This is a genomic window from Myxococcus sp. AB056 (assembly GCF_006547365.1).
GTDB classification, from domain to species: Bacteria; Myxococcota; Myxococcia; order Myxococcales; family Myxococcaceae; genus Myxococcus; species Myxococcus virescens.
In genome coordinates, this window is sequence record NZ_VHLB01000030.1 from 1 (window position 1) to 14,631 (window position 14,631).

General features: G+C 66.6%; 11 protein-coding genes and 1 tRNA gene. 3 read left to right on the forward strand and 9 right to left on the reverse strand.

All coding sequences use genetic code 11. The features are described 5' to 3' along the window. Positions 1–311: 311 nt before the first annotated feature. Positions 312–4,667 (forward strand): Ig-like domain-containing protein, encoded by a 4,356-nt coding sequence (locus tag FMP39_RS15415; protein WP_141590811.1) that lies wholly within the window; start codon positions 312–314, stop codon positions 4,665–4,667. Between the two features lie 123 nt (positions 4,668–4,790). Continuing rightward, a tRNA-Arg gene (locus tag FMP39_RS15420) sits at positions 4,791–4,864 on the forward strand. A 234-nt stretch (positions 4,865–5,098) separates the two neighbouring features. On the opposite strand, the gene FMP39_RS37420 is transcribed toward FMP39_RS15420, so the two are convergent. Further along, positions 5,099–5,449: a hypothetical protein gene (locus FMP39_RS37420; protein WP_194858412.1), complete on the reverse strand. Its 351-nt coding sequence runs from the start codon at positions 5,447–5,449 to the stop codon at positions 5,099–5,101. 361 nt (positions 5,450–5,810) lie between these two features. Between FMP39_RS37420 and FMP39_RS15425 the strand changes: the two genes are divergently transcribed. Beyond that, positions 5,811–7,037: a fibronectin type III domain-containing protein gene (locus FMP39_RS15425; protein WP_141590813.1), complete on the forward strand. Its 1,227-nt coding sequence runs from the start codon at positions 5,811–5,813 to the stop codon at positions 7,035–7,037. Positions 7,038–7,096: 59 nt separating this feature from the next. On the opposite strand, the gene FMP39_RS15430 is transcribed toward FMP39_RS15425, so the two are convergent. The 8 genes from FMP39_RS15430 to FMP39_RS15465 form a co-directional block, all read right to left on the reverse strand. Beyond that, positions 7,097–8,380 (reverse strand): hemolysin family protein, encoded by a 1,284-nt coding sequence (locus FMP39_RS15430; protein WP_141590815.1) that lies wholly within the window; start codon positions 8,378–8,380, stop codon positions 7,097–7,099. Between the two features lie 78 nt (positions 8,381–8,458). Then, positions 8,459–8,905 (reverse strand): response regulator, encoded by a 447-nt coding sequence (locus FMP39_RS15435; RefSeq protein ID WP_141590817.1) that lies wholly within the window; start codon positions 8,903–8,905, stop codon positions 8,459–8,461. Between the two features lie 52 nt (positions 8,906–8,957). Beyond that, positions 8,958–10,166: a ceramide glucosyltransferase gene (locus FMP39_RS15440; protein ID WP_141590820.1), complete on the reverse strand. Its 1,209-nt coding sequence runs from the start codon at positions 10,164–10,166 to the stop codon at positions 8,958–8,960. Positions 10,167–10,309: 143 nt separating this feature from the next. Continuing rightward, entirely contained in the window at positions 10,310–10,996 is a 687-nt protein-coding gene (gene phoU, locus FMP39_RS15445) for a phosphate signaling complex protein PhoU (protein WP_141590822.1), read from the reverse strand. Between the two features lie 25 nt (positions 10,997–11,021). After that, entirely contained in the window at positions 11,022–11,765 is a 744-nt protein-coding gene (gene pstB / locus FMP39_RS15450) for a phosphate ABC transporter ATP-binding protein PstB (protein WP_222595301.1), read from the reverse strand. A gap of 46 nt (positions 11,766–11,811) precedes the next feature. After that, positions 11,812–12,723 carry a phosphate ABC transporter permease PstA gene (pstA, locus tag FMP39_RS15455; protein ID WP_141590824.1) on the reverse strand — a complete coding sequence of 304 codons (912 nt, stop codon included), beginning with the start codon at positions 12,721–12,723 and terminating at the stop codon, positions 11,812–11,814. Continuing rightward, on the reverse strand, positions 12,720–13,700 hold the full coding sequence (gene pstC, locus FMP39_RS15460; RefSeq protein ID WP_225887838.1) for a phosphate ABC transporter permease subunit PstC: 981 nt from the start codon (positions 13,698–13,700) through the stop codon (positions 12,720–12,722). Before pstC ends, pstA begins: the two co-directional genes overlap by 4 nt. A 61-nt stretch (positions 13,701–13,761) precedes the next feature. Continuing rightward, entirely contained in the window at positions 13,762–14,583 is an 822-nt protein-coding gene (locus FMP39_RS15465; protein ID WP_141590828.1) for a phosphate ABC transporter substrate-binding protein, read from the reverse strand. Between the last annotated feature and the right edge of the window lie 48 nt (positions 14,584–14,631).

The following is a 14,631-nucleotide window of genomic DNA, read 5'->3' on the forward strand; positions in this document are numbered from 1 at the left end:
TCGTCGGCAGCGTCAGAGGTGTATAAGAGACAATCTATGTCCGGACGGTCGCGCAAGTCGCATGCGGAGCGGCCAACTACCTCAACGCCGGCGGTGGCGCTGGCGGCGACACGAACGACGCCGATTCAGCTTTGCGCGGCCCTGGTGGCGGTGGTGGTGGCGGCAGAATTCTGGTTCAGGCAACGAGTGCGAATGCGTGCGCGGTGTCGGTCAACGTGGCGAACGGCGTCGCGGGCAACGCGGTCGATGGTAGCCGCTTTGATGCCACACCCGCGAACAATGCGTTTCCCCATACGGGCATTGCCACGCTCATGCATTCAGCACTGGCCGCACCGGGTGAGCCAGAGATTGTTCCCGCCACGGATGTGACGACGAACAATCCCTTGCCCACGCTCACGGGAACGGGCGTGCCAGGGACCGAAGTGGTGATCTACGAGTTGGTTGCTGGGCGAGTGACAGGCCCGGAGTATGGCCGTGCCGCCGTCGGTACGACGGCAGGTGCTGCATCGTTCGCTGTGACGCTCAACCGGGCGTTGCGAACCGGCAACACGACGCTGGTGGCCGTCACGGAAGCCCAGGGGATTCAAGGGGAGGAGAGCAACCCGGTAATCTACACTGTTGATACCACCGCGCCTGACACGCATTTCACGGCGAATGGTACTCCCGCGTCTCCATCCCGTTTCTCGACGGTGACCTTCCAGTTCGCGTCGAATGAGACCTCGGGCGTGACCTTCCAGTGCATCCTTCAGGAAGGCACTGTGGCCACACCACCCGCGGTGAATTCACCGGAGTGGCAGGATGGTTCGTGCTCTGCGGCGGGGAGCCATACGGCGGCCTCCTTGGCGGATGGCGAGTCCTACACGTTCTGGGTTCGGGCAAAGGATGCGGCGCAGAACGTCGATACGACGCCCGCTCGGCATGTCTGGCGGGTCGACCTGTCTCGGCCCAACACGTGGTTTGCCACGGGGGGGACGCCTCGCTCGGACTTCAACGAGGCGGTCGCGCTGTTCCGGTTCGAATCAGACGAGTCCCCCGTCACGTATGAGTGCATCCTGGCTTCACCACAAGAGTTGGATCGCCCCGCTGAGAGCGACAACCGGTGGGCACCGTGCAGCAATCCATACTTCACGTCCGCGCGGGGCGATGGCAGCACCAATTCGCTGTGGGTTCGCGCCAAGGACGAAGCGGGCAACGTCGACGACGCGCCTCCGGGGCATCCTTGGAGGGTGGACCTGACGCGGCCGGACACGCGGCTGACTGGGACGCTGCCAGCGGCGGTGAACAACGCGGACTCGGTGGTCTTCACGTTCCAGTCGGAGCCGGTGGGTGACGCGAGTGACTTCGAGTGCAGCCTGAACGGGGTGGACTTCGATGAGTGTGAGAGCGGGGACTCCTTCCCGACGCCAGGCGACGACGCGGCATTCTCGTTCCTGGTGAGAGCCCGTGACGCAGCGGGCAACGTGGACCCGACGCCCGCCACTCATTCGTGGTGGAAGGACAAGATTCGCCCCACCACGACGTTGACTGCTTCCGTGGGCACGTTGAGCAACGCGCCTCGAGCGGGCTTCGAGTTCGACTCGAACGAGAGTCCTGTGACGTTCCAGTGCGTCCTGGACGAATCTGCGACGACTCAGGCGCCCGCGGAGGGCAGTTCGCAGTGGCAGGACTGCGCGGCGTCCTACCTGACGCGAGTACTGACCGACGGTACCTATACGCTCTGGGCGAGGGCCAAGGATGTAGCGGGGAACGTGGACAACAATCCTCGCCACCACACCTGGACGGTGGACCTGACGCGGCCGGACACGCGGCTGACTGGGACGCTGCCAGCGGCGGTGAACAACGCAGACTCGGTGGTCTTCACGTTCCAGTCGGAGCCGGTGGGTGACGCGAGTGACTTCGAGTGCAGCCTGAACGGGGTGGACTTCGATGAGTGTGAGAGCGGGGACTCCTTCCCGACGCCAGGCGACGACGCGGCATTCTCGTTCCTGGTGAGAGCCCGTGACGCAGCGGGCAACGTGGACCCGACGCCCGCCACTCATTCGTGGTGGAAGGACAAGATTCGCCCCACCACGACGTTGACTGCTTCCGTGGGCACGTTGAGCAACGCGCCTCGAGCGGGCTTCGAGTTCGACTCGAACGAGAGTCCTGTGACGTTCCAGTGCGTCCTGGACGAATCTGCGACGACCCAGGCGCCCGCGGAGGGCAGCTCGCAGTGGCAGGACTGCGCGGCGTCCTACCTGACGCGAGTACTGACCGACGGTACCTATACGCTCTGGGCGAGGGCCAAGGATGTAGCGGGGAACGTGGACAACAATCCTCGCCACCACACCTGGACGGTGGACCTGACGCGGCCGGACACGCGGCTGACAGGGACGCTGCCAGCGGCGGTGAACAACGCAGACTCGGTGGTCTTCACGTTCCAGTCGGAGCCGGTGGGTGACGCGAGTGACTTCGAGTGCAGCCTGAACGGGGTGGACTTCGATGAGTGTGAGAGCGGGGACTCCTTCCCGACGCCAGGCGACGACGCGGCATTCACATTCCTGGTGAGAGCCCGTGACGCGGCGGGCAACGTGGACCCGACGCCCGCCACTCATTCGTGGCGGAAGGACAAGATTCGCCCCGATACGATCTTGAACACCACGGTGGGCACGTTGAGCAACGCCCACCAGGCGCTCTTCACCTTCTCTTCTGCTGCGGAAGACGTGGTGGGCTACCAGTGTGTCCTGGATTCGTCACCACCACCTGTTCCCGAGGCGCCCGCGGAGGTGAGCCCACTTTGGGTGGATTGTGCGTACTCCTACCTGACGCCGCCGTTGCAAGACGGTGACTACAGGTTGTGGGTACGTGCGCGAGACGCCGCGGGGAACGTGGACAACGATCCTCGCCACCACGATTGGACGGTGGACCGGACGCCACCGGAGACGCAGATTGACTCAAAGCCTGCCATCTTGACGAACAAGCTGGTCGCGACGTTCGAGTTCTCTTCGGTGGAGCCCGGCGTCCAATTTGAATGCAGTTATGATGGGAGCGACTACTTCTCGTGCGTCAGTCCTTATGGATTGCCCAATGACCAATACCCGCTCATCAGCGAGGGGGAACATCAGTTTCTCGTCCGGGCCATTGATGCGGCGGGAAATCGTGACTTGATTCCGGCTGCGCACTCGTGGTCCGTCGCGGTGGGGGAAGTCATGACGTTCATTGAGGCTGTCATGTTGGGCGAGTTCACCCAGGAAACGACTGCGCGGTTCAAGTTTTCCTCGAACCTGTCCAATGTCGTCTACACATGTGAGTTGGACGGAGTGGTTGAACAGAATTGCGCTACTTCGGCGAACCCCGAGAGGATGTTTAATAACATGTCGGAGGGCTCGCACACCTTGAGTGTCTTTGCGGCGGAGGGGGAGTTCCGGGACCTGTCGCCCGACTTGTTCACTTGGACCGTCGATTTGACCCCGCCTGGGGTGCCGAACATCACGAGCCCTGCCGCAGATGGCATGTACATCAAGGAACGCTCTCCCTTCTTCCAGGGATTGGTTCCAAATGATGACTCCCTCACGGCGGGCACCGTCGACGTTTATCGTGGCACGCAGCTCGTGCACTCGGTGGTCATTGAGGGCGCCGGCTCGGTCTGGAGCTTCACTCACCCGGTGGCCCTGCCTGACGGCGAGCACACGTTGCTTTTCTCTTTCAAGGACCGGGCAGGAAACGTTGGCCCCACGACGAGCCGGTTCTTCATTATCGATGCGATCAAACCGGTGACGACGCTTACCGTGAAGCCTCATGGCTTGACGAATCAGCCCCAGGCGACGTTCGAGTTCGCGTCCAATGAGGAGGGGTCGACTTTCGCGTGCAGCCTGAATGGCTCGGACTTCAGTGCCTGCACCTCGCCGTACGCTGTTTCGGTAGGGGATGCGACGCATCTGTTCGCCGTTCGTGCCATCGACCGGGCTGGTAATGTGGCGGACGAGGTCGGCACCCATACCTGGCGCGTGGACACGGTGGAGCCGAGCACCAGCATCGTCGAGAAGCCGGTGGTCGACACCAATGCCCAGCAAGCCGACTTCCGCTTCGAGTCCAACGAAGCGCCCATCTGGTTCGAGTGCAGCCTGGATGGTGCCCCCTTCGCGGACTGCTCCTCGCCGTATCCGGTAAACGAGTTGGCCGAAGGTGAGCACCGCTTGGCGGTCCGGGCCCGTGATGAAGCGACCAACGTGGACACCACACCGGAAGTCTATGTCTGGAGGGTGGACATGACGCCCCCGTTGGCGCCGGAAATCACCGCGCCGGCCCCTGAGGGGGTCGTGGGTTCTCTGACGCCGACCTTCCAGGGCAGCGCAGAACCGGGGAGTCAGGTGGTGCTCTTCATTGACGGCGTCGAGCGCGGTGTCGCGCCCGTGGAGCCATCCGGGCTGTGGCGTCTGACCCTCACCACGGCCATCAGCGAAGGGCCCCACACGGTCAGCGCGCTGGCGCGCGATGCGGCCCAGAACATGGGCCCCGAGTCGCAGGCATCCTCGTTCACGGTGGATCCGTCCATCAACATCATCCGTCGGGTGAGCTCGCGAGGCGGCGGATTGAGCTGTGCCGCGGGTGGCGAAGGGCATGTCCCCTTGATGCTCCTGGGCTGGACAGGATGGGTCCTGATGGCCGCCAGGCGGCGGCGCGTGTGAGCAGGCGGGCCTCATCCCACCCCGCTGGGATGGGATGTCTTCTGGCGTCCGTTGTGGGATTGCGTGCTTGCTTCGGCCGGGGACTTCGGCTACTTGTGGCCCCGCTTCAGCCGAGAGGCGGTTGCGCGATTAGCTCAGCTGGATAGAGCGTTGGCCTCCGGAGCCAAAGGCCGCAGGTTCGAATCCTGCATCGCGCGCTGGTAGAAGGGCCTGGAATCATTGGGGAATTTCCCCGCTGATTCCAGGCCCTTCGCTTTTTCGGCGGGTGTTCGCTGTAGAGGCGCTCCGCGACACCTTCTGGACCTGGCCCGACGTGGCATCCGGCTGGGGAGGCCCGTATGGGGGCGCTACCTGAGGCCGAGGCTGGCTACCCCAGAGTGAGGCCGACTTGACGTCAGGCATGGGCCGCAGGGCGCCCGAACGAGCGATGCTCAGCGGCGACGCCGGGCAGCCCGATGGTGATGGGCGCGCCCAGCAGTCTGTCGGCGTGCCAGTTGCTGCCCGGTACTCTCGAGCCTGGAGAAGAGCACGTGAGCCAACTGCACGGATTCGAGCGTGCTTGGCAGGAAGCGCTGAAACAATGCCGCCCGCTCTTCGTGCGCGGGGCTCTTCTCCGACAAGACGGGCTCCATGCCCGTGCCCATGGCTGCAATTGCGCAGTTGTGATGGGCAAAGGCATCGCCGCAGGACTCTCGTAACGCATGGTCCGAAGAACGGGGGCAGATCAGCTTCAATTGGGGAGAGGTATTCACCTGGTCCGATGCGGACGTGACGGTTTTCAACCGCGGCACGCAGAAGACCTGGGGAACTTCATTCGGGCCAGCTTGGATGATTCGAATGGGGCCAGGGGCGCGTGGACGCGTGCGCGCGCACCGAGGTCAACGCGTCTTGTCTTTCGCGCGGCCGGGATGTCGCGACGAGATTCGGCTGGATGGTCCCTGGTTCCGAATCTCCAGAGTTCTGAGCGTTTGTAAGGGCTGAGTGCCCGCTCTTCTCATGGGCTTGTTCAGGTGGGCGGTTGTCCTGCGCCAGGGCTGTGCGAGCACTTCCTTCCGAAGGGCAGGGTCCATGCCGCCTCTCTTCCCGGAGGCGGGCGTGATGCTGTAGGCCTGCGTTTCCCAGTGATGGGGGAGGACTGTCGTGATGAACGGACGAATCCGGTTTTTGGCCGCGGTGCTGCTGGGGCTGTTTGGAGGGATGGGATGTGGCGGTTCGGATGACCCGCCTCCCCAGGGACCGCAGGTGACAGTCCCCCAGGCGCCGACCCAGGTGGCGGCGGTGGCGGGGGACTCACAGGTCACGGTGACGTGGGCGGCGCCCGCGAACGACGGTGGCAGCGCGATTCTCGAATATGCGGTGCATGTCTTCTCCGGGGAGACCGAGGTCCGGGTCGTGACCTTGCCGGCGTCCGCGACCCAGGCACTCATCCCTGACCTGACCAATGGCACGGCCTACACGTTCAGCGTGCTCGCGGTGAACGACCGGGGCCGTGGTGCTGCGTCCACGCGCACGGCCCTCGTCACGCCGCACGTGACGCCCGGCGCGGTGAGCAACCTGGTGGCCGTGCCTGGGAACCAGGAGGTCGTGCTGACGTGGGAGGCCGCCGATAGCAAGGGCATGGCCCTGACCGGCTACGTCATCACCGTGCAGGCCGAGGATGCGGGGGCTGAGGCCGAGCCGGTGACCGTTACCGTCACGGAGACGCAGGCCACGCTGGTCTCGTTGTCGAACGGGACGGCGTACACGTTCACTGTCGTCGCCGACAACGGACATGCGAAGGGGGCTGGGATTTCCGTCTCTGCCACACCCTTCACGACGCCAGGGGCGCCCACGCTGACGGCCAATCCGTACACGGAGCGCGTGTTCTTGCGCTGGACCGCCGAGGACACGGGAGGCCGTCCCATCACCGGCTATCTGGTGACGGTGTACCTGAACGACGAAGTCCTGCGGACTGTGGAGACGACCGAATTGACGTTGAACGTGACGGGGTTGCTCAACGCGACGACCTATCACTTCACGGTCGTCGCCCAGAACGAGGCGGGGTGGGGGGCCGTCTCGGAGCGCATCGTGAGCATGCCATCCCGACGTCCGTCAGCGCCGCGCAATGCCACCTGCGATACCTCGGACGGGAACATCACCTTCGCCTGGACGCCGCCCGAGTTCGACTATGGGCACCCGGTGGTGGACTACCGTATCGAGACGTTGCTCGGCGGCAATTACACCGCGTGGTTCACCACCGAGCTGCGCTACGTCCTCCCGGAGATTCCTCGCGAAGGGAACCCCATGCGGTTCTATCTCGTCGCCCGGAGTGCGTTTGGGGCTGGAGATTCCGTGGAGCTCTACTGCTACTTTGACTCGCTGCGCCCCTGAGGCCGCGCCGTACCTCCCGACGCCTTTGGCCTCCGGAGCCAAAGGCCGGGTGTCAGACTTCACGCCTCCGCGGGCTCTTCGCGCGGGGGCAGGTGGAAGCGCACGGTGTCCACACGGCGGGGAGAGGACTCCACCACCTCCAGCACGAGTCCTCCCTCCGTCTGGACCTTGGTGCCCGGTTCGGGGATGGCGCCGCCGGACAGGGCGATGCACAGGCCGGCCACCGTGGCGTAGTCCTGGTCCTCGTCCAGGTCCAGGGACAGCTCCCGGTTGACGTCGCGGATGCTCGCGGTGCCGAGCACCAGGGCGGTGTTCGGCCCCTCGCGCTTGACGTACTCCTCCGGCACCTCGGACTCGCTGAGGATGTCGCCCACCAGCTCCTCCACGAGGTCCTCCACGGTGACGAGCCCCACCACACCGCCGCGCTCGTCCACCACCACCGCCAACTGCATGCGCCGCTTCTGCAGTTCCTTGAGCGCGTCCATGGCCCGCATCGTCTCCACGACGAAGAAGGGCGGACGCATCACGTCCTCCAGGATGATGAGGTTGCCCTCCCAGGCCACCCCCAGCAGGTCCTTGGCGATGACGTAGCCGACGATGTTGTCCAGCGTGCCCTCGTACACCGGCATGCGCGAGTGGCCGCCCTCCAGCAGGACGCGGCGAATCTCCTCCGGACTGGAGTGCCGCCGCAGGGCCACCATCTCGTCCCGGGCCACCGACAGCTCGCCCACCGTCACGTCGCCCATCTCGAAGGCGCGTGATGCAATTTCGCCGGCGTGCGGATCCAACGTGCCTTGCTTCGCCGCCTCCTCCACCAACTGCTGGAGCTCCTCCGCGGACAGGCGGCCTTCGGTGAAGTTCGTCCGGTCGCCGAACAGGCGCAGCACCACGTTGGAGCTGGCGGTGAGGAACCACACCACCGGTTGCATCAGCCACGCCAGGCCGCGCAGAGGCCGGCCGATGAGCAGCGCGTAGCGCTCGCCGGCACGCAGCGCGAGCGACTTGGGCACCAGCTCGCCCAGCACCAGCGAGAGGTAGGAGACGAAGGCCACCACGCCCGCCAGGGCGACTTCGTCCGCTTGCTGCTCGGGCACTCCCAGTCTCGTGAGGAAGTCACCCAGACGCGTGGCGATGCTCGCGCCACCGAACGCGGCCGCCGTGGCGCCGATGACGGTGATGCCAATCTGCACCGTGGCCAGGAAGCGCTCAGGGTTGCCGCGCAGGGCCTCCACTGCTTTCGCGGAGGTGCTGCCTTCTTCAATCAGTTCCCGCAGCCGCGTCCGGCGGACAGAGATGATGGCCAGCTCCGCACCGGCGAAGATGCCGTTGGCCAGGACCAGCAACAGGATGATGAGAAGCTCGGTGACGATAATGGCCCTCCTCTCAGGGGCCCTCTACCCTATACGCCGGAGGCGGGCTGCTCACTCACCAAGTGACTGCAAGAGGAGCGACAATTGGTCGCGGCTCGCACCTTTTGGAAGGTAGTAGTGTGGCCCCGAGAGCAGGGCACTGCCTACATCCTGCGCCGCCGCGGACGTCAGGAAGACGATGCGGGGATGCGGCCCGCGTGGCAGATGCTCCACGACCTCCAGCCCGGACATGCCCGGCATGTTGAGGTCCAGCAGCATCACCCCGTAGCGTCCGCCACGCCTCAGCGCCTCCAGTGCCTCCTGCCCATCCGAGGCCTCGGTCGTCTCGTAGCCAAGGTCCTCCAGGCTGAGCCGGAGGAATTCCCTCCAGTCCGCGTCGTCATCGACGACCAAGACCCTTCTTGCGCCGTAATCCGTTGCCAGTCGCGCCAATCGTCCTCCCCCGACTTGAGATGAACGCTGCTGAAGGGCGCCATCATTCTCCGCGAGCGGTGACATGGTGCCCGTCCAGCATTCGGGCAGGCAGGCCCTGGGAGGGCGCTTCGTTGGCTCAGCCCGCGAGGATGCGGTCGCCCTGGGGCAGCGCGGGCTCGGCCGTCATTCCCGCCGTGCGCACCGGCATCAGCCGGGTGCCCCGGCCCACGCGCAGCCGGGTGCCGCGCCAGTTCACGGTGCGGGAGAAGAGCGCGTAGCTCCAGGCCGCGAAGAGCAGGGCGTCCTTGGCGAAGACGGCGGGCACCGCGTCCCACGACAGGGCCTGCGGCCGCAGGGCGCGCACGGTGGAGAGGTCCACCGCGACCTTGCCCAGGGCCACGCCCAGGCAGAGCGCCGCGGTGTCGGAGGAGGGGGCCAGCATCGCGCCCAGCAGGGCCAGCGGCGTGGGGTTCAGCAGGGCCTGGGCCAGGTACGTGCCTGGAGACACCGCGGTCCGGTGAATCACGCTCCAGCGCAGATAGCGCTGGAAGAAGGACAGGACGCTCTTGCGCAGCGACACGTTGAACACGGGCGTGTGCGCCATCACCACGCGCCGGCCCAGCTTCCGCGTCACCCACTGGCCGATGACGTAGTCCTCCGCCAGCACGTCCTTCACGGAGAAGAAGCCCCCCAGCGCGTCCACGTCCTCGCGGCGCAGCGCCATGGACTTGCCCACCACGATGTCCTGGCCGGCCAGCCGCTTGGCGGCAATCATCCCCGCCGCCGCGCTGGCGCCCAGGTGCAGGTTGTCCAGGAGCGAGCCGAAGGTGCGCTCGCCCATGCCCGCCACCGGGTGGGTGACACAGCCCACCTCCGGGTCCTTGAAGGCCTGGGCAATCTCCTCCAGGTATCCCGGCGCCACCCGCGTGTTGCTGTCGCTGATGACCAGCACGTCGTAGCGCGCCCGGTCCGCCAGGGTGATGAGCTGGTTCACCTTCGGGTTGCGGCCCGGCTCACCCTCCTGGACCTCCAGGCGCATGACGTGGGGCCAGCGGGCGACCGCCGCGCGGGCGACGGCGAAGGCCGGGTCCCTGGCATCCTTGACGCCGAGCACCACCTCGTACGCGCCCGCGTAGTCCAGCCTCGCGAACCGCGCCAGGTTGGCTTCCAGGTCGTCATCCACGCCGCACAGCGGCTTGAGGATGGAGATACCCGGGCGGGGCGTGCCCGGTCGCGCGGTGGGGGACGGTCCACGCCGGTGGCGCAGCACGAGCGCGAACTGGACGGTGAGGACGAACAACCCGAGGCAGGCGGCAAGCAGCAGGACGGTGGAGGCGAGCAACATTCGCGGGCAATCCCCGGGGCCGGTGCGCCGTCATGGCGCGACCACGGTTGCCACGCTAGAGGCCCTCCACGTCAGCCCCGCGAAGCGCCCGGGGCGGGCCGGGCAATTCGCGGTGACAGGGCGGTGAAGCCCGCGCCCGCGGGTTACTCCGCCAGGTTGCGGCTCTGCGGGTGGCGGATGTCCTTGCCGCGCACCATGTAGACGACCATCTCCGCCACGTTCAGCGCGTGGTCGCCAATGCGCTCCAGGTGCTTCGCGATGAACATCAGCGCCGTGGCGCGGCGGATGTTGCGCGAGTCCTCCATCATGTAGGCGAGGAGCTCGTTGAAGATTTTGAGGAAGAGGGCATCCAGCAAGTCGTCGCCCCGGAGCACCTCCTCCGCCTTGGCGACGTCGCCGGAGACGAAGGCGTCCAGCGACATGCGGACCTGCCGCTGGGCCAGCTCCGCCAGCCGGGGCGTGTCCACGTAGGGCGCCAGCGGGGGGGCCTGGTTCAGGTCCATGGAGCGCTCGGCGATGTTCACCGCCAGGTCGCCGATGCGCTCCAGGTCGGTGACGATCTTCAGCGCCGTGGTGATGAGGCGCAAGTCGCTGGCGGCGGGCTGGCGCAGCGCCAGGATCTTCCGGCACAGCTCGTCGATGTCCACCTCCAGCCGGTTGACGTCCTTGTCGGCGGCGACGACCTTCTCGGCCAGGGTGCTGTCGCGGTCGGTGAGCGCCTTCATGCTCTGGACGATGAGGGTCTCCACCTTCGCGCCCATGGCGAGCAGCTTCTCCCGCAAATCCCTCAGGTCCGCCTCGAAGGCCTTGTCCGTATGCGTCGACGGCATGTGTCCGGTCCCCTTTTTCTTCCGCTCACCCGAACTTGCCGGTGACGTAGTCCTCGGTGCGCTTCTCTCGCGGGTTGGTGAAGATCTGCTCGGTGGGGCCGCATTCCACCAGCTCGCCCATGTAGAAGAAAGCGGTGCGGTCGCTGACGCGCGCGGCCTGCTGCATGTTGTGGGTGACGATGGCGATGGTGTACGTCGACTTGAGCTCGTGGATGAGCTCCTCGATTTTCGCGGTGGCGATGGGGTCCAGCGCGCTGGCGGGCTCGTCCATCAGCAGCACCTCCGGCTCCACCGCCATCGCACGCGCGATGCACAGACGCTGCTGCTGGCCGCCGGAAAGGCCCAGGGCGCTTTCGTCCAGCCGGTCCTTCACCTCGTCCCAGAGCGCGGCGCCGCGCAGGGACTTCTCCACGCGCGTGGCCAGCTCCGCCTTGTCCTTCATCCCGCCCACGCGCAGGCCGTAGGCCACGTTCTCGAAGATGCTCTTGGGGAAGGGGTTGGACTTCTGGAAGACCATGCCCACGCGCCGGCGCAGGTCCACCACGTCCACGCCGCGGTCATGGATGTCCATGCCGTCCAGCAGGATGGTGCCCGAATGCGTGGTGCCGGAGATGAGGTCGTTCATCCGGTTGAGCGAGCGCAGGAAGGTGGACTTCCCGCAGCCGGAGGGGCCGATGAGCGCCGTCACCCGCCGGTCGAGGATGGCCAGGGACACCTTGTGGATGGCCGTCTTGGGGCCGTAGCGCAGGGTGAGTTCCCGCGCTTCCATCTTCGCTCGGGGATTCTGGGGTTGGAGGGACATGGCAGGCGTACCGTCAGTGGGCGCTGGCGGCCTTGCGGCGCGTGCGCGTCCGGATGATGACCGCGACGAGGTTGAGGGCGAAGGTGAGCGCCAGCAGCACCAGCACCGTCGCATACAGCGGACCACTGGCCTCCGTCACGTTCGGTGACTGGGTGGCCATGACATACGTGTGGTAGCCCAGGTGCATGAACTGGGAGTCCAGGTGTGTGGGCAGGTCCGGCAGGAAGTAGGCGGCGCCGGTGAAGAGGATGGGGGCGACTTCGCCCGCGCCGCGGGAGATGGCCAGCACCGCGCCGGTGAGGATGCCGGGCAGGGCGCCGGGCAGCACCACCCGCGCCAGCGTCTGGGACTGGGTGGCGCCCAGGGCCAGGCTGGCGGTGCGCTGCTCCAGCGGCACCGCGCGCAGCGCCTCCTCCGTGGAGACGATGACCACCGGCAGCGTCAGCACCGCCAGCGTCAGCGAGGCCCAGAGGATGCCCGGCTGGGCCCAGTGCATCTCCTCGTAGCCCAGCATCCGGTCCAGGTTGCCGCCGACGAAGAGGATGAAGAAGCCGAGCCCGAAGAGGCCGAAGACGATGGAGGGCACGCCCGCGAGGTTGACCACCGCCACGCGCACCCAGCGGGCGAAGCGTGACTCCGGCGGCGCGTACTCGTGGAGGTACACGGCGGTGAGCACGCCCACCGGCATCACCGCCAGCGTCATCAGGAGCGTGAGCGCGGCGGTGCCGAAGATGGCGGGGAAGATGCCGCCGCCCATCATGCCGTCGCTGGGGGGCTGGGTGAGGAAGGTCCAGGAGAGGTGGCGGGCGCCGTTGCGCGCGACGTCCAGCAGGATGAGGGCCAGCATGCCCACGATGAAGAAGGCCGCGAGGGCCGTCAGTCCGGTGAGGCCCAGCCCCACCGCTCGGCGCGTGGTGTACTTCACGAGGCGCTCCCGGTCAGCCGCTGGAGGACCTTCTTCGTCCACGTGGAGGCGACCATGTTGAGGACGAAGGTGAAGATGAACAGCTCCACGCCGATGAAGAAGAGCAGGGAGTAGTGCGGGCTGCCCACCACCACTTCACCCATCTCCGCCGCGATGGTGGCCGACAGCGAGCGCGCCGAGTCCCCCAGGTTCCAGGACACGATGTCCGCGTTGCCTGACGCCATGAGGACAATCATCGTCTCGCCAATGGCCCGGCCGAAGCCCAGCACGCACGCGGCGAGGATGCCGGGGGCCGCCGCGGGCAGCACCACCTTCCACGCCGTCTCCCAGAGCGTGGCGCCCAGCGCCAGCGAGGCCTCGCGGTAGCTGCGGGGCACCGCGGTGAGCGCGTCCTCGGACACGGTGAAGATGACCGGGACGATGGCCAGCGCCAGCGCCAGCCCCGCAAGCGTGCCGTTGAGCGGCCGGTCCAGGTGGAACAGGTCCTTCACCACCGGCGACAGCACCATCAGCGCGAAGAAGCCCAGCACCACCGAGGGGATGCCGGCCAGCAGTTCGATGACGGGCTTGAGCAGCTCGCGCAGGCGGCGCGGGGCGAACTCCGCGACGAAGAGCGCGCTGAAGACGCCCATGGGCACCGCCACCAGCATGGAGACCAGGGTGATTTTCAGCGTGCCCACGAACAGCGGAATCATGCTGACCTTGGGCGTGTCCGACACGGGCTGCCACCGGAACGGGTAGCGGCCTTCCTGCGGCAGGAACATCTTGGCGAGGCTGGCTTCGTGGCGGGCGTCCGCGTCGGTGAAGAGCGTCAGCGCCTCCTTGGCCACGAAGACGATGATGAGGATGAGCGCGGCGATGCCCGTGAACGCCATCAGGGTGATGAAGCCCGCGACGGCCTTCTCCCGCAGTTGACGCCTCCGCGCCGCCGCGGACAGGCGCGGCGCGGCCACGACCCGCGTGAGACCTTGCTCCATGGTCGCCTGTCTATCCATAGGGATTCAGCGCCTCTTGTGACATTCGTGTGACGCTCCGTGGCTACTTCACGGGGAAGTAGCCGACCTGGGTGACGATGGCCTGACCTTCGGGGGAGAGCGCGAAGTCGATGAAGGCCTTGATGTCGCCGGTCGGCTCGGCGCGCAGGTAGAAGAAGAGGTCGCGCGCCAGCGGGTACTTGCCGCTCTTGATGTTGTCCGCGCTGGGGGCGATCTCCTCGTTGCCCTTCTTCACCTTCAGCTCCTTGATGCCCTCTGCGTACGCGGCGCCGCCGTAGCCCAGGCTGTTCTTCTCCTTGGAGACGGCGTTCACCACCGCGGCGGTGCCGGGCAGTGTCTGGATGGCGGGCGCGAAGTCCTCGCCCTCCAGCACCATGTCCTTCACGAAGACGTAGGTGCCGGAGGAGTTCTCCCGGGAGTACGCGACGATGGGCGCGTCCGCGCCGCCCACCTGCTTCCACGAGGTGATGTCGCCCACGTAGATCTTCATCAACTGCTCGGTGGTGAGCGCGCTCACGGGGTTGCCCTGGTGGACGTAGAAGGTGACGCCGTCCTTGGCCACCGAGCGCTGCGCGGGCGGCCCCTTGAAGCGCGCGCGGAGCTTGTCGGCCTCCGCCTTCTTCATCTCCCGGCTGGACATGGCGATGTCCGTGGTGCCGTTCTGGAGCGCCGCCAGGCCCACGCCGGAGCCGCCGCCGGTGACCTGGACCTTGATGGTGGGGTTCTTCTTCATGAACGCCTCGGCCCAGCGCTGGCCGAGGATGACCATGGTGTCGGAGCCCTTGATGGTGACGGTGCCCGCCTGGGCAGCGGCGGGGAGCGCCAGGAGGAACACCGCGAGCAGGGGCTTGAGGAGCGATTTCATGGGGGACTTCTCCTGGCTGGAAGATGTGAATCGGAATCTGGACGCGGT

What these genes read in the sequence shown, in the direction of transcription:
- FMP39_RS15415 (WP_141590811.1), top strand. Translation starts at nt 312, where the DNA reads ATGCATTCAGCACTGGCCGCACCGGGTGAGCCAGAGATTGTTCCCGCC.
- FMP39_RS15425 (WP_141590813.1), top strand. Translation starts at nt 5,811, where the DNA reads ATGAACGGACGAATCCGGTTTTTGGCCGCGGTGCTGCTGGGGCTGTTT.
- FMP39_RS15435 (WP_141590817.1), bottom strand. Translation starts at nt 8,905, where the DNA reads ATGTCACCGCTCGCGGAGAATGATGGCGCCCTTCAGCAGCGTTCATCT.
- FMP39_RS15440 (WP_141590820.1), bottom strand. Translation starts at nt 10,166, where the DNA reads ATGTTGCTCGCCTCCACCGTCCTGCTGCTTGCCGCCTGCCTCGGGTTG.
- phoU (WP_141590822.1), bottom strand. Translation starts at nt 10,996, where the DNA reads ATGCCGTCGACGCATACGGACAAGGCCTTCGAGGCGGACCTGAGGGAT.
- pstB (WP_222595301.1), bottom strand. Translation starts at nt 11,765, where the DNA reads ATGGAAGCGCGGGAACTCACCCTGCGCTACGGCCCCAAGACGGCCATC.
- pstC (WP_225887838.1), bottom strand. Translation starts at nt 13,700, where the DNA reads ATGGAGCAAGGTCTCACGCGGGTCGTGGCCGCGCCGCGCCTGTCCGCG.
- FMP39_RS15465 (WP_141590828.1), bottom strand. Translation starts at nt 14,583, where the DNA reads ATGAAATCGCTCCTCAAGCCCCTGCTCGCGGTGTTCCTCCTGGCGCTC.